The following is a 16,238-nucleotide window of genomic DNA, read 5'->3' on the forward strand; positions in this document are numbered from 1 at the left end:
ATCGGGTGCCGACGTTCACCGCCGCACGCCGCGCGTTCACCTCGGGTTCGGTCCGTCGACCGGCGGGGTTCGCCGTCCAGGTGGCCTCGACGTCGTAGAACCGGGGACCATGCGAACCGTTCCTGCTCCCCAGACACTCCGGACGATCGCCGAGGAGGCCGCGCGCGCCGTCGCGCCCGACCTGCTCGCCGTGTTCCGCGCCCCGATGACGATCAGCACGAAGCGCGACGCGCACGACGTGGTGACCCTGCACGACCGCGCGGCGGAAGAGGCGATCACGGCGGTGCTCACCGCAGCCGTGCCCGGCTCCGTCGTCCTCGGCGAAGAAACCGGCAGGACCGGCACCACCGGCAGTACCGGCACCACCGGCACCACCGGGGAAGACGGCTCCGCGGACCCCGTGGTGCGGTGGATCGTGGACCCGATCGACGGCACCGCGAACTTCGCCCGCGGACTCGCGTACTGGTGCATCTCGATCGCGGCCGAGGTCGACGGTGAGGTCGTCGCCGGGGTGGTCTTCGACCCGGTCGCGGACCACGTGTTCGCGGCGGACGACGTCGGCGCCTGGCTCGACGGTGCGCCGATGCACTCGTCGTCGGGGCCGGACGACGCCGCGACGGTCCTGACGAGCTTCCCGGTGCAGCAGGACCTCGACCTGCTGGGCGAGGCCGCGGCGTTCGACCTGCTGCGGGACCTGACGCTCCGGTACCGCCACCACCACAGCCTCGGCAGCGGCGCCCTCAACCTGGTGCACGTCGCCGCCGGGTGGTCGGACGCCACGATGGGCTTCGCCACGCATCCGTGGGACGTCGCCGCCGGAGCGCTGGTGCTCGAGCGCGCCGGTGGGTGGTTCCGGGGCTTCCGTCGGGGTGGAGCCGTCGACCGCCCACACCTGGCGGACGACTACGTCGCCGCCGGCGCCGGCGGATCGCACGCCGAGCTGGTGCGCCGGGTGCAGGAGCTGTCGGCCACGACCGTCGCCGACTGAGCCGCTGACCGGGCCGCCAGTCGGCCCGCCGGCCCGCCCGTCGGTCTGCCCCGCCGAGCGACCCGGCGCGGGCGACGCGAGCGGTCAGCCGAGCGGGTGCCCGGCGACCGCCCGCGCGGTGGACCCACGCGGCAGCAGGCGTGTCGGGAGCACCTCGTGCCGGTCGCCGCGGCGGCCCCGGAGCCGCTCGACCACGAGTTCGATCGCCCGCGCGCCCATCCGGACGCGCGGCTGGTCGACACTCGTCAGGTCGAGCCGTTCGCCGAGACCGGTGCCGTCGAACCCGGTCACCGCCGCCATCCGGGGGAGCGCGAGCCCCGCGCCGTCGGCGATCGACACGAGCCGCGCCGCGGTCGCGTCGTTCGTCGCGACGAAGGCCGTCACCCCGTCACCGAGGTGCCGCGCGATCCGTGCCGGGTCCGCCGCCAGGGCCTCGACGTCGTCGACGCGGTGCTCGCCCGGTGCGCCGAGCTGCGCGGTGACCGCGGCGTGCGCGACGGCACGACGGGTCGTCGACGCGTGGCCGGACTCCGCCACGAAGCACGTGCGTCGGTGCCCGAGTGCGGCGAGGTGGAGCACCAGTGCCCGCATGCCCGACTCCTCGTCGGCACGCACGGTGTCGAGTCCGAGACCGGCGAGAGTCGAGCCGCTCGATCCGAGGACCGCGACCGGCAGGTCGCGCGCGACCGCAGCGAGCCGTCCCGGGGCGAGCCGACTGCTCAGGACCGCGACCCCGAGCACACCGTCGGCCGATCCGCGGGAGGCGTGCAGGGCCTCCAGGCCGTCGGCCAACCGGGCAGGGTCACGGAACCCGTCCACGACGCGGAGCGCGAACCCGAGGGTCCGCGCGGTCGCGCGTGCGCTCCGGAGTGCTTCGTCGTGGAACGGGTTCGCGGCTTCGGTGACGACCACCCCGAGGACGAGCGGCGCGCCCTGCGCGCGCCGCCTGGCGAGCGAACCGACCGGGAGGCCCAGCTCGTCCGCCGTCCGCACCGCGAGTTCCCGACGTGGTCGGGACACACCGTCGTCGCCCCGCAGGGCGAGTGACACGAGCGATCGCGAGATGGCACACCGCTCGGCGACGTCGCGGAGGGTCGCGGCCACGGTCAGGCGAGCTTCCAGGTGTGGACGTGCTCCCAGGTCATCGTCTGCCACCAGCGACCGGACCAGTCCGGGCTCGCGGTGCGGTAGAGCACGACGGTGTCGCCGCGGAACCCGGTCGGGACGTCGACGTCGAGCTCGCGGATGTACGCGCCGACCTCGTCGTGCAGGTCCGGCCGGCCGTACAGGTCGTGCGAGGCGAGGGAGAGGTGCGCGCGGTACTGCTCCGGGTCGTAGTCGTTCGCCAGCGGGACCTGCATCGGCTGCCGGAACGGTGCGACCACGGCCTCGATGTCGGCGGCGAGCCGGACGAAGTCGTCGTTGTGCGAGCCGTCCGGTCGGGTCGCGACGTCGTAGACGAACCCGATGCCCTGTTCACGGACGCCGGCGTTGTGGACGTCGAACGCCGGTCGGCTGTCGAGCAGCGCCGTGACGGCCGCGACGACCTGGTCCTCGTGGCTGCCGAACGGCTGGCTGCCGACGAGTGTGGCGTGCGGTGGGAAGGCGCCGGCCGACAGCAGGCCGTACTGCGCGCGGAGCTGGTCGGTGACGACCGTGACGGCTCGGCAGGTGCGGGCGTCCGGGCGCAGGTAGATGCCGTGGCGGTACGGGTCGCTCGGGTCGCGCGGCAGCTTGGCGGTGACGTTCTGGGGCATGGGTCCGTCCGTGGTCGGTCGATGGGGAACGTTCCCGATGGTCGGGAACGTTCCCCATGATCGACCGGACGGGCCCGGGTATCACCCGTCGGTCCGTGGCGGGACGGTGAACGATGGGTGTCGGCGGCGCCGAGCAGGTGCCGTCCCGGTCCGTGCGGTCAGCCCTTCCAGACGGACGCGGCGCCCGCGTGTCCGATGACGATGACCTCGATCATCGAAACGACGCCGGCGGCGAGCAGCAGCACGGGACCCACGACCGCGACCGCGCGCAGCGCTCCGCCACTCGTCACCCGGTCGGTCGCGAACCTGTGCCAGGCCCACCACAGCAGCAGGAGCGCGAAGACCGCGATCGACCACGGCAGCAGGCCGTCGGCGAGTTCGGTGTGCCGTTCGAGCAGTGCGCTCTCGCGCTCTCGGCGCTCGAGCCACTCACCCGAGGACGTCGCCAGGGGGACCGAGACGAGGGCGACGAGGCCGATGATCGGTGCGCCGACTGCGAGCCACCGTCGTGCCGCGGGCCACACCGCGACCACGATCGCGGTCAACGCCGCGACCGGGACGGCGACCGAGGTCAGGTGGACGAAGAGGGGGTGGAGCGGTATCCCGCCGAACTGCCAGTCCATGACGGCCTTTCACGTCGAGCGCCCGACGGTGCAGGCGCGGTTCGACCAGACAACAGGATCTGGCGGCTCGGATCGTTCGAAACCTCACACGAACAGGGCGTCCCGGACATGGTTCGCTGAGACCATGAGCACCGCGGAGCCGCACGCCGGAGAAGCGCACACCGGCGACGTCGCGGCACGTCTGAACTGGCTGCGCGCCGGAGTCCTCGGCGCGAACGACGGGATCGTGTCGACGGCCTCCATCGTCGTCGGCGTCGCCGGTGCCTCGTCGTCCGTGCCGGCGATCGCGACGGCCGGCATCGCGGCCCTCGTCGGCGGCGCGGTGTCGATGGCGCTCGGCGAGTACGTGTCGGTGAGCAGCCAGAAGGACAGCCAGCAGTCCCTCATCGAGCAGGAACGCCGCGAACTGGCCGACGACCCGGCCGCCGAGCTCGAGGAGCTCACGCAGCTCTGGCAGGCCCGCGGTCTCCGACGAGCAACGGCCGAACAGGTGGCTTCGGAACTGACCGAGCGCGACGCCCTCGCCGCACACCTCACCACCGAACTCGGGATCGACGAGGACGAGGTGGTCAGCCCGTGGCACGCCGCGTTCGCATCCGCCGCAGCGTTCTCGATCGGTGCGCTCCTTCCGCTCCTGGCGATCCTCCTCTTCCCGGAGGCGATCCGGGTGCCCGCGACGTTCGTCGTCGTCCTCCTCGCGCTGGCCCTGACCGGAGCGACGGGAGCCCGCATCGGCGGAGGCTCGCTGCGCCGCGCCACCGCCCGGGTGGTCGTCGGTGGAGCCCTGGCCCTCGCGGCGACCTTCGTCATCGGGGCCCTGCTCGGCACGAGCGGGGTCGTCTGAGATGGCGAACATCCTGGTGGTGGAGGACGACCCGGAGATGGGTGCCCTCGTCGAGCGCGGCCTGACCGGTGAAGGACACGTGGTCACGGTCGTGACCGACGGCATCGCCGCACTCGTCCAGGCCCGGGCCCAGTCGTTCGAGGCGGCGGCGATCGACGTCATGCTGCCCGGGATGACGGGCTTCGAGGTCTGTCGGCGGCTCCGTGAGCTCGGCCAGGACTTCCCGGTGATCCTGGTGACCGCACGGGACGCCGTCGACGACCGGGTGTTCGGGCTGGACTCCGGGGCGGATGACTACCTCACGAAGCCGTTCGCGATCACCGAGCTCAACGCGCGGATCCGGGCGCACCTGCGGCGTCACGCCGCGGGTGGGGTGACCATCGTGGAGGCCGGGTCGGTGCGGCTCGACACCCTGGCCGTGCGTGCGTCGGTGCGCGGGCGGGACCTGCCGCTGAGCGTCAAGGAGTTCTCGTTGCTGCGGTTCCTGATCCAGGGCGCCCCTGACACGCGCACCAGAACCGAGGTGCTCGAGGAGGTCTGGGGGAGCCCCGAGCACTTCGATCCGACCATCGTCGACCAGTACGTCAGCTACCTCCGCAAGAAACTGCAGGCCTCGGGCGCTGACGTCGTGATCCGGACGGTGCGCGGCGTGGGGTACGCCCTCGAGGTCGTGTCGGCGAGGTGAGGTTCCTGCGCCGTCTGTCGATCCGTGCCCGGATCACCCTCGGGAGTCTGATGGTCGGTGCAGTCGTGCTCTCCGGGGTCGCGGTCGTCCTGCACGTGCAGATCGAACGCGCGACGCTCGCGACCGACCGGTCCCTCGCCTCCGGTGACGCCGCGCCCTTCGTCTCCGATCTCCGGCGCAACCCGGACGAGGCGCCGGACCGTCCGGCAGAGGACGTCCTGGTCGGGATTCGGTCGTCGTCCGGCGGATGGGTCGTGGACTCCCTGCCGCGCGACGTCCGTGCGGCGCTGCCCTCGACGGTGCCGGACGACGGCGACACGCTGCGGCTCCACACCGCGCTCCGGGTCGTGACGGTCGTCGGTGTGCCGGTGCGGAACGCCGCCGGGTCGTTCGTCGTCTGGGCCGCGCACGACGGTCGGGCCGGAGAGGAGACGGTGGCGCGGGTCGACCGGTCACTGGTCGTCGGCACGGTCTTGGCGCTGCTCGCCTTCGCCGCGACGGCGTGGTTGCTGTCGACGCTCGCCCTCCGCCCGGTGGGGCGGATGCGCCGGATCGCCGAGCACCTCAGTGCCGGGAACGGTGGTGGACACCTGCCCGTCGGGGCGTCCGACGACGAACTCGCGGCACTCGCCCGGACCCTCAACACCTTCATCGACCGGCAGCGTGAGAACACCGAGCGTGAGCGGCGGATGGTCTCCGATGCGAGCCACGAACTCCGCACGCCGCTGGCGGCACTGACCGCGCGGCTCGAACTCGCGCATCGCTCGTCCGGCGATGCCGTGGCCCTCGAACGTGCGCTGCGCGCAGCCGAGAGCGATGCCGCCCGGTTGGTCGCGCTGGCGAACGCCCTGCTCGAACTCAGTCGACTGGGTGAAGGCGGCGCCGTTCCGTCGACGCCGGTCGCTGCGCTCGTCACGGAACTCATGGGATCGATCGACCGTGCTCGCGCCGTCTCGTCCGTCGGTCTGCGCGACATCGACTTCGCCGTCCGCCTGACTGCGCCGGACGAGCACTACGGGATCGAGCCCGCGGCGTTCGCCCGGGTCGTCGACAACCTCGTGGCGAACGCGATCGCAGCGGGGGAGGACGGCGGCGTGATCCGGGTCACGTTCGAGCAGTCCGCCGACGGGCGGCTCGAGCTGCGCGTCGTCGATGACGGACCCGGCGTCCGGGACGACTTCCTCCCACAGGCCTTCGACCGCTTCACCCGGGCGGACAGCGCACGGCGTGCCGTCCTCGGCGGGAGCGGACTCGGGCTCTCCCTCGTACGAGGCATCGCCGAACGTGCCAACGGGACGGCGGACCTCCGCAACGTCCCCTCCGGGGGTGCCGTCGCCAGCGTCACGCTCCCCGCGTGCTGACCGTGTTCGCCGACCACATCGTCACTCGGACTCTCGAACGACCGAACGTCGCGGCTGAGGAGCGGGCCGGGCAGGCCCGGGGTGCGTTCTGCCAGGGGGTCAGACCCGGGCGGCGGTCCGGCCCGGTACCAGGGTGCCGTCGACCGCGTTGTGGGTCACGCCCGTCGAGCGGCCGTCGATCTGGTCGACCACGTCGTCGACGGACAGGCGCCCGATCAGGCCGAGCGGCTGTCGCCACGAGGTGATGCCGAGCAACTCGGTGGCGAGCGGGGCGACCCCGTCGTAGCCCGTGACCGACAGGTCGTCCGGTGCTCGGAGGCCGCGGCGGCGCATCGACTCGAGCACGCCGACGGCCCAGCGGTCGCTCGGTGCCATGATCGCCGTGACACCGCCGGCCCGCAGGACCTGCTCGACGAACGAGTCGAGGTCCTCGGGATCTGCTCCGTGGTCCTCGGAGCGGATCCGGAGCACCTCGGCGCCGCGCGCACGCAGCCGGCGCACCATCGCGTCGGTGCGTGCCGACTGCGTCAGTGACCCGGACGGTGTGACCGTCAGCACGGCGACGCGACGGTGTCCGAGGTCGGCGACGTGGTCGGCGAGGCCGCGTCCACCGCCGCGTTCGTCGCAGTACGCGCTGCTCACCACATCGTTCGTCTCGGGGCGCCCGGAGACCACGGTCGGGATGCGCCGGGCGAACGGCAGGACGTCGGCGATCGGCAGGGCGCCGCTGCAGACGATGAGCCCCTCGACGCGCAGGGAGACCAGGGTCTCGAGCGCCCGGCGTTCCTCGCTGACCGGGAACGACCCCGCACCGGTGGCGGTGACGACGCGGTACCCGCGCGCCGCGGCCTGCAGCTGGAACGCGGTCAGCAGGTGCCCGTAGAAGGGGGTGGAGGCATCGCGGACGAACACCCCGAGCGTGTGCGTGCGGTGTGCCGACATGCCGCGGGCGTTCGCGTTCGCGACGTATCCGAGGTCGAGCGCGGCCCGCTTGACCCGCTCGGTCGTCGACGGAGCCACGCCGTACGCGCCGGCGAGGGCGCGGGAGACGACCGACTTCGACACACCGGCCAGGGCGGCGACGTCGTGGATGGTCGGGACGGCGGGGTGTCCGGTCACCGCGGGCGCCGTTGTCTGGAGGACTGCACGACTGTCACGGTAGCCGGAGGGACGCCCGGACCGGGCGACGGTGGTGGTGAACAGTTGGTCACGCCGACCACCCGGCGCGGCGCGCGGGCGGTCGGCGTGGGTGCCGGGTCAGCGCTTCGTCGCCGGGCGACGGACCGTCAGGAGATACCCCTTGGTCGTGGTGCCGTCCTGGGCGGTGACCGTGATGCGTGCCGTCCGCCCGGACACGTGTACTGCGGCGACCGCGTTCGGGTTCGTCGTGTGCACGTGGACGTCGGAGGCCCGCAGCGTCCGGACCGGGGCGGTCACCGTCGCGCCGTGCGACGAGGCAGCGGCGGGCAGGTGGACGCGCACGCCCGCGACCGTGATCGAGGACACGGTGGGGTCGTTCGACACGAGGAAGCGCTCGCGCAGGGCGGCGGCCTCGTGCTTCGTCACGCCGATCGTGTCGGTCAGGTACGAGCCCATGCCGACGTACTCGGTCGCGATGTCCTGCTCGAAGGTGCCCTGCAGCAGCTGCGGTGTGGCCCAGGTCACCCCGAGCTGCGTGTTCGAGAGCAGGTAATCGTGCAGGATGTCCGCGCTGTCCACGCCGAGGACCCTGTCGAGCAGGTCAACGACGGTGCCGGTGCGGTCCATGCCGTGCGAGCAGTGGATCAGGACCGTGCCGCTGGTGTGCGTGGCGAGGATCCGGAGCACCCGGCGGTACGCGGTGATCATCGACCCGGGTGTCGCCTGGTCGACCCGGCCCTTGTCGACCAGGTCGTGGTACATCGCGCTGTCGTCGCTGTCGTCGCTGTCGTCGCTGTAGTCGCCGTCCGCGCCGAACATCGAGATGTCGACGTGGCGCGCACCCGGGATCGCGACGTCCGGCTTCGCAGCGATCTGGGACGGGGTGCGCAGGTCGACGACGAGGTCGACGTGGTACTCGTCGGCCAGGGTCGTGGCCCCGGCGGCGGTGATCTTGTCGAGTGACTCGGAGCGGATCAGCCGCGGGGCGTTCACGGTCTGACCAGACCGGCCGTGGACCGCGGCGAGCTCACGGCCGTTGACCAGCCCGGGGACGTCGGTGATCGGGTGGTCGGCGGCGGTGAAGGCCGGCTGCAGGGTGTCGTCGGCGTGGGCTGCCGTGACGGAGAACGCGGCGGAGGCGACGACGGCCAAGCCGGCGAGGGCGGTCGCTGCGACGCGGGTGGTGCGCGGGGAGCGGGTGAGTGGGGAATGGGTGAGTGGGGAGCGGCGGAGCGGGGACACGGGGCAACCTCGATCTGATCAGGACCCGGGGGTCGGGGGAGCCGGACGTGGTGGCGTCCGGCTCCCCGCATGATCGCGGCGCGGGTCGTCGGCGGTGTGGCGGCGAGGTGGCCGGGGCGTGTCCGGGTCATGAGGCAGCGCTCAGTCGCCCACCCAGCGGCCAGCGGCTCAGGACGCCGGGGCCAGCCGGTACCGGAACAGCTCGGTCAGGACCTGCCGGACGGGCGTGTAGAGCAGCACCGTCGAGCCAGTGCTGCCCGTCGCGCCCGCAGCCCCCGTCGTGCTGCCCGAGATGATCCCCAACAGCCGGTTCGTGGTGCTGATCACCGGTCCGCCCGCGTCGCCCGGCTCGATGCCGGCGCCGGCGCGCGCGGCGGCGAGGTGCTGCGCGCCGGGACGGCTCGCTGCCGGCAGACGTGTGGACGTCCAGGAACACAGCAGCCCGCTCGACGCCCCGCTGGTGCAGAAGGGAGCGGCATCCGGTTGGCCGATGCCGGTCACGGCGGGACGTGCCAGGACCCCGCCGACCCGGGTGAACACGCGACCCGATGCCCGGGGCGTCCAGGTCGCGACGGACGGGTCGCACGACCCGGTCGCCGCCCGGGCCCGGGTGCACGCCAGGGGCGGGACGACCGCGAGTTCGAGGTCCGACTCCGCGGACTGCCAGACCACGCTGCCGACGGTCGCACCGTCGAGCTGCACGGGTGCCTGCAGCGGCGCGCAGTGCTTCGCGAGCACGACCCACCGGGTCGCCCGCTGGTACTGCGTGAACTGGCTGCGGAACCCCTTCGCGGCCAGCACGGCACCGACCGTGCAGGTGCCGCCGGGGACCCCGACCTCGGTGCCGGCGATGATCGGCGCTGCGACCCGGTCGGGGTCGCTCGTGGTGGCCGAGGCCGACGGAGCCCAGGTGAGGGTGGCCCCGACGACGGCCGCCAGGGACACGGCGACGGCCAGGGCGCGGACGAGCGCCGGGTGCGCGTGGCGGGTCACGGGTCAGCCGAGCGTGCGGGTGCCGTTGACGCGTCCGATCACCGACAGGGTGTCCGGGTCGCTGAGACGGGCGTGCCAGTGCAGCGTCGTGGTGCCGCGCGGCAGGTCCGGGAACGCTGCGGTGAAGCGGTAGTGGCCGCTGGCGCTGACGACGTCGTCCCCCGAGGTGACCTCGGCGATGTGCTTGTTGAACAGGCCCCGCGGCTTGCCCGGTGCGTCGTAGTAGACGATGACCAGGGTGTCGGGCTTCCCGGTCCCGGCGAAGGTGATGCCGGTGAAGCTCTTCCGGTCGGGCCCGCCGTGGGTCTTCGCGGTGAACGCCACGGACGCAGCTCGGGTCGAGGTGTGTGGGGCATGCGCCGTGTGGGAGATCGTGGCAGCTCCGGCCTGCGCGGGCACCAGGACGCCGGCGGCGAGCGCACCGCCGAGGGTGACGCAGGTCGCGAGCACGGTCAGTCGGCGGACCGACGGGGTGCGGTGGGTGGACGGTGTGGAACGCATGGGACTCCTCGGTTCGTGGCGGTGCGGCCGGGCGGCTCGGTGTGCGTGAACGCTAACAACGCGTCAGACGATCGTCTAGCGAAACAGTGAACCTGAGGAGATCAGAGGCATCGCCCCCGGTGTGACCACTGCCCATGCCTGGTCAGACGTTCGTATGATGAACGAAGGCCCGACCGAGGAGTGCGATGAACCAGCGGCAGCAGGCGAAGACCAAGACCCGCGAGCAGATCATCGAGGCCGCTGCGTCCGAGTTCGCGAGCCACGGCTACGCGGGGACCTCGTTCGCACGGGTGGCCGCCGCGATGGACCGGCCGAAGTCGGCGATCGGCTACCACGTGTTCTCGTCCAAGCACGAGCTCGCCTTCGCGGTCATCGAGCGGCAGCAGGGGCGTTGGGCGGCGATCGACTCGCGGATCACGCAGCCCGCGGGGCTCGAGCACCTGCTCGTCATGCTGACGTCCGCCTGTTCGGACGCGATGCGGTGCTCGGTGGCGGCCGGGGCCATCCGGCTGAGTCACGAACTCCGTGGTGCGGGGGAGGTGATCCCGCGGGTCTTCACCTGGGATGACTACGTCCGTCGGCACCTGTCGGCTTCGAGCGGAGGTGTCGGCCCGGACACCGATCCCGAGTGGGCACGTGCGGCGGATCTGGTGCTGACGTCCACCTTCGGGGTGATGTGGGCCCGGACGAGCGTGCGGCTGACGCGGGACACCGAGGGGCAGCTCCGTGACCTGTGGGCGGCGCTGTTCACCGGGCTCGGACTGCCGGGCGTGCACGCGCTGCTCGAGCGGGTGGAGCCCGTGCGGGTGGGCGGGGACCCGGGCCTGGCCGAGAACTGACCCCGGCGGTCCCGGCATGTCTGCCGTCCCGCCGGGGCCTCCGGTCTACTTCTTCTGCTCGGTCCCGTCCGGGTTCACGACGTACCAGACGCCCTTGTCGCCCTGACCCGTCACGTCGCCGGCCTTCTCGTCCCCGACGAAGGTGTAGATCGGCCGACCGTCGATGGTGATCTGCCGTCCGCCGTCGACGCCCGTGATGGTGCCGACCGTGCCGGTGATGCCGGACACCTTCGGCGTCGTGGTGGTCGCCTCGATCGCGGGCCACGCGGTCGCGCATCCACCGGTGCAGGTGCTCGTGCCGGAGTCCTTGACGTCGGCGTCGAAGTAGTAGGCGGTCATGCCCTTGCCGTCGACGACGACCGTGCCGAGCGACGTTGCGGCGACGGTCACGTCGACCGAGGGTGACGAGCCGGTCGTCGCGGGTGCGTCGCCCTGCGCGGCGGGGGACGGTGAGGGTGACGGTGTCGCGGACCCGGCCGTGGAACAGCCGGCGAGGCCGAGGGCCAGGAGCAGCGCGGCCCCGAGTGCGATGGACACGGGTCGGGATGACGGGGTGCGGTGGGGTGTCGACACGGGGGCTCCTCGTGGTCAGGTCTCGCCGCTGACTGCTGGCCAGACGTTCGTCTAGCGAACGTAACCGCAGGATGGTGCGGCGGCCAGCACCCTGCGCGCCCTCTCATCGAGCGGGGCCACGGAGCGGGGCGTCAGGGGTCGGTCTGCTCGACGAGGTGGACGCCCTCGACGCGGCCGATGACGGCCAGCGACGCGGGGTCGATCAGCAGGGCGCTCCAGGACGCTCGGTCGGCGTCGCGGGGCAGCTCGGGCAGTGCCGCGGTGAAGGCGAACCGGCCGGTCGGGCCGACGGTGCTGCTGCCCGGCCCGACCTCCGCGACGTGGACGGTCGCGACCTGGCTCTCCGGGGCGGCGTAGTGGACGACCACGACGGCGCCGGGCCTCCCCGAGCCGGCGAACCGGACGCGCACCACCCGCTCCGTGCCGACCGTCCGCGGAGGCCTGATCGCGAACCGGTGCGTGCTGTTCGCCGCGGGCGGCGCGCCGAGTGCGGTGCCGAGCGCGCCCGATGCCCCCACCCCGAGCGCCTCGGGTCCCGGCGCGGCCGGCGCGGGCAGCGCGAGGGTGACCGCGAGCGCCGCGACCCCGACGGCGAGGGCGATCGGTGCCACCCGGACCCGATCGGTGCTCCGCGACATGGTCGACCCTCTCGTGGACGGTGTGCGGCGGGTGCCGCCACCGCACACGCTACCGGTTCGCCAGACGATCGTCTGCGCTGGCCGACGTGCCGACGCGGACACGGGTCCGTGGTGAGCGGTACTGTTCCCCTTCGTGAGTGTTCGTCGCCGTGCTTCCCGTGTCGTCTCCATCGGGGTGGTCGCAGCCCTGGCAGCGTCGTTGACCGGGTGCGGCGAGGGAGCCGGCGTCGACAGCGACTACGCGAAGATCTGCCGCGACAACGCGACCGAGAAGCGTCTGCCGGACGACGACTGCAACAACCACGGCGGGCACGCCGGCTGGTACTTCCTGCCGCTCTTCGCCAACCGTGCCACGAGGGTTCCCGGCGTGGGAGATGCGGTCTCCGGCGGCACGAGCGCCCTGCCCGCCGGGAAGACCGCGAAGTCCGGCGTCTCGTCCCGTGGGAGCTCCGTCACCAAGGGCGGCTTCGGCGGACACGGTGGGTTCGGCGGCTGATGGAGCGCATCGAGTTCCCCGAGCGTCCGGACTGGCGGCGCCGGATCCAGCAGACCGGGTTGATCTACTCGCGGTCCGTCCGCGACGACGGCACGCCCGTCGAGTACTGGAACGACACCGCCGCGTACGTCTTCACGCTGCCGGAGGTCGAGGCGCTCGAGCGGCAGACCGAGGAACTGCACCGGATGTGCCTCGAAGCCGCGCGGTACCTCGCCACCGGTGCCCTCGGCACGCTGGGCCTGACGCGAGCAGGGTTCGACCTCGCCGCCTGGTCGCTCGAGCACGATGAGCCCGACCTGTACGCGCGGTTCGACCTGGCCTCCGCCGGAGACGGCTCACCCGCCAAGATGCTCGAGTACAACGGGGACACCCCGACCGGGTTGATCGAGGCATCGGTCACGCAGTGGCACTGGATGCAGGACCGGCTCGCCACCGGTGAACTGTCCGCCGAGACCGACCAGTGGAACGGCATCCACGAGGCGATGGTGGCGCGCTGGCGGACACTGCTGCACGAGTCCCTGCGCGCCGAGGACGGTGGTCGACTGTTCGTGGCGCACTCCGACCTCGACACGGCGGGCGAGGACTGGGACACCGTGGCCTACATGCGCGACCTGGCGGGGGAGGCCGGGTGGGAGCACACCGGCATCGAGATGAAGGACATCGGCTGGCACGCGACGGCCCGCCAGTTCGTCGGCGACCAGGAGCCGGTCGGTTCGTCGCGGAGCGTGTTCACGCTGCCCGGGGACGAGCCGGGGACCCAGTACCCGGTGATCCGCAACCTCTTCAAGCTGTACCCGTGGGAGGACCTCGTCTCCGGGGACGACCGGGCGCAGGGCGACGAGGAGTTCGGCGCCTTCCTGGTCAGCGACCGCGGGCGGCTCGGCCGCTGGTACGAGCCGGCGTGGAAGATGTTCCTGTCGAACAAGCTGCTGCTGGTCGCGCTCTGGCGCTTGTTCCCGGGCCACCCGAACCTGCTGCCGGCCTTCGCGGACGGTCCGAACGGCATGCGCGACTTCGTCGTGAAGCCCGTGTTCGGGCGCGAGGGCGACGGCATCGCGGTGCACCGAGCCGACGGTTCGGTCACGACGAACGGTCGCGAGTACCGGCGTGCCGGCACCGGCGCGGAACGCGTGTGGCAGCAGTACCACGAGCTCCCGGACTTCCCGGGGTCGAACGGGCACAACCACCCGGTGCTCGGGTCGTGGATCGTGGGCGGCGAGTCCTTCGGGGTCGGCATCCGCGAGTCCGACGGGCCGATCACGGACTACTGGTGCCGGTTCGCCCCGAACCTCATCGCGGCCTGACGCCGGTCAGTTGACGATCTCGCCGCGTTCCTCGGGCGGGAGCGCGACGAGCCGTTGCCGCCACCGGCGCAACGCCTCCGGGGTGAGCCGTGTCCACCCGGTCTCCTCGCCGACCACGCGGAGCGGGAGGGCACTGCGGTACGACCGGGTCGGGTTGCCGGGGAACTTCTTGTCGGTCACGTTCGGGTCGTCCTCGAAGGGACCGGTCGGCTCGACACGGTACACGCGCGGCTCACGGTCGCCGGGTACGAGCTCGGCCGCGAGTTCGGCCGCGAGCCCGGCTCCGTCGCGGGTCGCCGTGAAGTACACGTGGTTCATCACGACGTCGGGGCGGTAGTTCGAGCGGAAACCGGGGGAGAGGAAATCCCCGGGTCGCAGGACCGCCACGGTGCCGTGCCAGAACGGACCGGTCTCGTCTGCTGCTGCCATGGCGTCAGCCTACGAACGACTCAGTGCCCGTGTCCGACCAGCGCGCGCCACCGCGGCTGTTCCGAGACGACGACGGCGACGCACAGGACGGTGACGACGATCGCGACCGCCGTCGGCCACAGGATCCAGGCCGCAGCGACCGCCCCCACGAGGTGCGCGAGGACGGACGCGATCGTGACCGCTCCCGGCGCCGCGACCGGCGGGTCACCGCCGGGTCGGTCACCGGGGGTCCCGAACACCGCCGGCGGCACGACGAGGACCAGGACGGCGGCGATCGCGAGCACCGGCGAGTGGGGCCACAGTGCCCAGGGAACGGCCACCCACGCGACGAGCTCCGCCAGGAACCGCAGGCCGCCACGGAGCGGGTCGTGACCGACGGGCCTCGACGGGTGCGCCGCCGTGGATGCGGTCACCGTGTCGTCGCGGCACGGAAGCCACGATCCAGGAAGTCGACCATCCACGCGGCACTCGCATCCACGTCCGTGTCCATCTGGAACCCACCGGACGCCTCGATCGTCGCGAACCCGTGCAGGACGCTGCGGAGCACCCGGAGCGCGTGGACCTCGTCGGCCGGGTCGAGCGGGTAGTCGCGGAGCGCCGCGGCGAAGGACGCCAGGGTGCGGCCGAGAGCGATCGCCAGGGGGTCCTCGGCGCCGGTCGGACGGATGCTGACGGCCGCCTGGTACCGCGCCGGGTGCTCCTGGACGCTCCGGCGCACGGTCTGCACCGCCGCCTCGAGCGCACTCCGACCGCTGCGCCCCTGCATGGCGTCGCGGAGCGCGTCACCGAGCTCGTTCGCGCCGAGGATCGCGATCCTGCGGGTGAGGTCGCCGAGCCCGTCGACGTGCTTGTACAGCGACGGCGCTTTCACCCCGAGGCGATCGGCGACGACGCTCATGCTCAGCTGGGCGAGGCCGATCTCGTCGGCCAGCGTCGCCGCGGCCTCGGTGACGGTCGCCGGGTCGAGCCCCGCCCTAGGCAACGGGACCTGCGACGGGCAGCGTGCGGGCGAGGAACGGCAGCAGCAGGGCGAGGAGCGCCGACGGCGTCTCGGTGTGGGGGTAGTGACCGGCACCGTCGATCACGGCGAGTTCGCCGAGGCCGTCCGGCAGGTCGGCGAGGATCCGCTCGCCCTCGGCGCGGGGCTCGGCCCAGTCCGGATCGGCACTGCCCTCGACGACCAGCACGGGGCACCGGACGGCACCCAGCTGCTCGCCGGCGTCGGCGGGTGACGTGCGGGTCATGGCGCGGAGGACCGCCATCCGCTCCGGTTGCCGCAGGGTCGTCTCGATGCGGCTGCGTTCCGTCGCCCAGTCGGCGGGCTTGGTGGGCACCGCGATGTCGAGGTACGCGAGCCAGCCGGGCAGGCTGCCGCTCGTCATGACCCGCGCGAGCTGGACGGTGCCGGCGCGGTGTCGGCGGTTGCGCAGCAGTCCGCCCAGGTCGACGGACTGCTTGCGCGTGAACGGCGCCAGTTCGACGATGCCCGCGACCAGGTCCGGGGCGGTCGCCGCGGCGATCGTCGCCGCACCGCCGCTGATGGACTGCCCGACGACCACGGCCGGGCCACCGAGGTGGCGGGCCACGGCGACGAGGTCGCGTGCGATGTCGGCGCGCTCGTAGCCGGCCCACCCGGTGCTCGAGTCGCCGCAGCCGCGGAGGTCGACGTTCGCCACCCGGTAGCCGGCCGCGACGAGCTCCGGCACGACGAATCGGTAGGCGTGCCGGCTGTCGCCCATGCCGTGGGCGAGGACCACGAGCGGCCCTGTTCCGGAGAGGTCGTAGGCGATCATGCCGCCCTCGGTGTCCAGGTGTTCGAGCATGT

At 72.7% G+C, this 16,238-nt stretch carries 20 protein-coding genes; 7 read left to right on the forward strand and 13 right to left on the reverse strand.

Annotation, left to right across the window (positions count from 1 at the left end; translation table 11 throughout):
- Positions 1–109 precede the first annotated feature (109 nt).
- On the forward strand, positions 110–988 hold the full coding sequence (locus tag FFG40_RS10780) for an inositol monophosphatase (protein ID WP_138803166.1): 879 nt from the start codon (positions 110–112) through the stop codon (positions 986–988).
- A gap of 84 nt (positions 989–1,072) precedes the next feature.
- Here FFG40_RS10780 and FFG40_RS10785 read toward each other — a convergent pair whose 3' ends face one another.
- The 3 genes from FFG40_RS10785 to FFG40_RS10795 form a co-directional block, all read right to left on the reverse strand.
- Positions 1,073–2,092, reverse strand: a complete 1,020-nt coding sequence (locus FFG40_RS10785; protein WP_185974161.1) for a LacI family DNA-binding transcriptional regulator — start codon at positions 2,090–2,092, stop codon at positions 1,073–1,075.
- Positions 2,093–2,094: 2 nt separating this feature from the next.
- On the reverse strand, positions 2,095–2,745 hold the full coding sequence (locus tag FFG40_RS10790; protein WP_111224541.1) for a 2'-5' RNA ligase family protein: 651 nt from the start codon (positions 2,743–2,745) through the stop codon (positions 2,095–2,097).
- A 158-nt stretch (positions 2,746–2,903) separates the two neighbouring features.
- On the reverse strand, positions 2,904–3,368 hold the full coding sequence (locus tag FFG40_RS10795; protein WP_138803168.1) for a DUF2231 domain-containing protein: 465 nt from the start codon (positions 3,366–3,368) through the stop codon (positions 2,904–2,906).
- Positions 3,369–3,492: 124 nt separating this feature from the next.
- Here FFG40_RS10795 and FFG40_RS10800 point away from each other — a divergent pair, with 124 nt between their 5' ends.
- The 3 genes from FFG40_RS10800 to FFG40_RS10810 are packed head-to-tail and all read left to right on the forward strand — an operon-like array spanning position 3,493 to position 6,258.
- Entirely contained in the window at positions 3,493–4,212 is a 720-nt protein-coding gene (locus FFG40_RS10800; RefSeq protein ID WP_138803169.1) for a VIT family protein, read from the forward strand.
- Position 4,213: 1 nt separating this feature from the next.
- Positions 4,214–4,897: a response regulator transcription factor gene (locus FFG40_RS10805; protein WP_138803170.1), complete on the forward strand. Its 684-nt coding sequence runs from the start codon at positions 4,214–4,216 to the stop codon at positions 4,895–4,897.
- 50 nt (positions 4,898–4,947) lie between these two features.
- Positions 4,948–6,258 (forward strand): HAMP domain-containing sensor histidine kinase, encoded by a 1,311-nt coding sequence (locus tag FFG40_RS10810; protein WP_138803171.1) that lies wholly within the window; start codon positions 4,948–4,950, stop codon positions 6,256–6,258.
- 99 nt (positions 6,259–6,357) lie between these two features.
- Here FFG40_RS10810 and FFG40_RS10815 read toward each other — a convergent pair whose 3' ends face one another.
- The 4 genes from FFG40_RS10815 to FFG40_RS10830 form a co-directional block, all read right to left on the reverse strand.
- Positions 6,358–7,377, reverse strand: a complete 1,020-nt coding sequence (locus tag FFG40_RS10815) for a LacI family DNA-binding transcriptional regulator (RefSeq protein WP_138803172.1) — start codon at positions 7,375–7,377, stop codon at positions 6,358–6,360.
- A gap of 138 nt (positions 7,378–7,515) precedes the next feature.
- Positions 7,516–8,640: a tyrosine-protein phosphatase gene (locus FFG40_RS10820; RefSeq protein ID WP_138803173.1), complete on the reverse strand. Its 1,125-nt coding sequence runs from the start codon at positions 8,638–8,640 to the stop codon at positions 7,516–7,518.
- Between the two features lie 168 nt (positions 8,641–8,808).
- Complete coding sequence (locus tag FFG40_RS10825; protein WP_138803174.1) at positions 8,809–9,633, reverse strand: hypothetical protein; 825 nt, start codon at positions 9,631–9,633, stop codon at positions 8,809–8,811.
- Between the two features lie 3 nt (positions 9,634–9,636).
- On the reverse strand, positions 9,637–10,134 hold the full coding sequence (locus FFG40_RS10830; RefSeq protein WP_138803175.1) for a hypothetical protein: 498 nt from the start codon (positions 10,132–10,134) through the stop codon (positions 9,637–9,639).
- A gap of 185 nt (positions 10,135–10,319) precedes the next feature.
- On the opposite strand from FFG40_RS10830, the gene FFG40_RS10835 reads away from it, so the two are divergent.
- Positions 10,320–10,973 carry a TetR family transcriptional regulator gene (locus tag FFG40_RS10835; RefSeq protein WP_138803176.1) on the forward strand — a complete coding sequence of 218 codons (654 nt, stop codon included), beginning with the start codon at positions 10,320–10,322 and terminating at the stop codon, positions 10,971–10,973.
- A gap of 45 nt (positions 10,974–11,018) precedes the next feature.
- On the opposite strand, the gene FFG40_RS10840 is transcribed toward FFG40_RS10835, so the two are convergent.
- Positions 11,019–11,546 carry a hypothetical protein gene (locus tag FFG40_RS10840; RefSeq protein WP_138803177.1) on the reverse strand — a complete coding sequence of 176 codons (528 nt, stop codon included), beginning with the start codon at positions 11,544–11,546 and terminating at the stop codon, positions 11,019–11,021.
- Between the two features lie 131 nt (positions 11,547–11,677).
- The gene (locus FFG40_RS10845; protein WP_138803178.1) at positions 11,678–12,184 is read right to left on the reverse strand and encodes a hypothetical protein; all 507 of its coding nucleotides are present in this window, start codon (positions 12,182–12,184) and stop codon (positions 11,678–11,680) included.
- A gap of 133 nt (positions 12,185–12,317) precedes the next feature.
- On the opposite strand from FFG40_RS10845, the gene FFG40_RS10850 reads away from it, so the two are divergent.
- Positions 12,318–12,680, forward strand: a complete 363-nt coding sequence (locus tag FFG40_RS10850) for a tRNA-dihydrouridine synthase (protein WP_260678862.1) — start codon at positions 12,318–12,320, stop codon at positions 12,678–12,680.
- Complete coding sequence (locus FFG40_RS10855; protein WP_138803180.1) at positions 12,680–13,984, forward strand: glutathionylspermidine synthase family protein; 1,305 nt, start codon at positions 12,680–12,682, stop codon at positions 13,982–13,984. Before FFG40_RS10850 ends, FFG40_RS10855 begins: the two co-directional genes overlap by 1 nt.
- 6 nt (positions 13,985–13,990) lie before the next feature.
- Here FFG40_RS10855 and arr read toward each other — a convergent pair whose 3' ends face one another.
- From arr to FFG40_RS10875, 4 genes are read right to left on the reverse strand one after another with little or no spacing between them, the layout of a single operon-like run.
- On the reverse strand, positions 13,991–14,413 hold the full coding sequence (arr, locus tag FFG40_RS10860) for an NAD(+)--rifampin ADP-ribosyltransferase (protein ID WP_138803181.1): 423 nt from the start codon (positions 14,411–14,413) through the stop codon (positions 13,991–13,993).
- A 20-nt stretch (positions 14,414–14,433) separates the two neighbouring features.
- Entirely contained in the window at positions 14,434–14,826 is a 393-nt protein-coding gene (locus FFG40_RS10865) for a hypothetical protein (protein WP_138803182.1), read from the reverse strand.
- A complete protein-coding gene (locus FFG40_RS10870) occupies positions 14,823–15,395 on the reverse strand; it encodes a TetR/AcrR family transcriptional regulator (protein WP_138803183.1) in 573 nt (190 codons plus the stop codon). Before FFG40_RS10870 ends, FFG40_RS10865 begins: the two co-directional genes overlap by 4 nt.
- Entirely contained in the window at positions 15,388–16,236 is an 849-nt protein-coding gene (locus FFG40_RS10875) for an alpha/beta fold hydrolase (RefSeq protein WP_138803184.1), read from the reverse strand. The genes FFG40_RS10870 and FFG40_RS10875 overlap by 8 nt, the downstream gene beginning before the upstream one ends.
- Between the last annotated feature and the right edge of the window lie 2 nt (positions 16,237–16,238).

The organism is Curtobacterium sp. KBS0715 (assembly GCF_005938005.2).
In the GTDB taxonomy this organism is placed as follows: Bacteria; Actinomycetota; Actinomycetes; order Actinomycetales; family Microbacteriaceae; genus Curtobacterium; species Curtobacterium flaccumfaciens.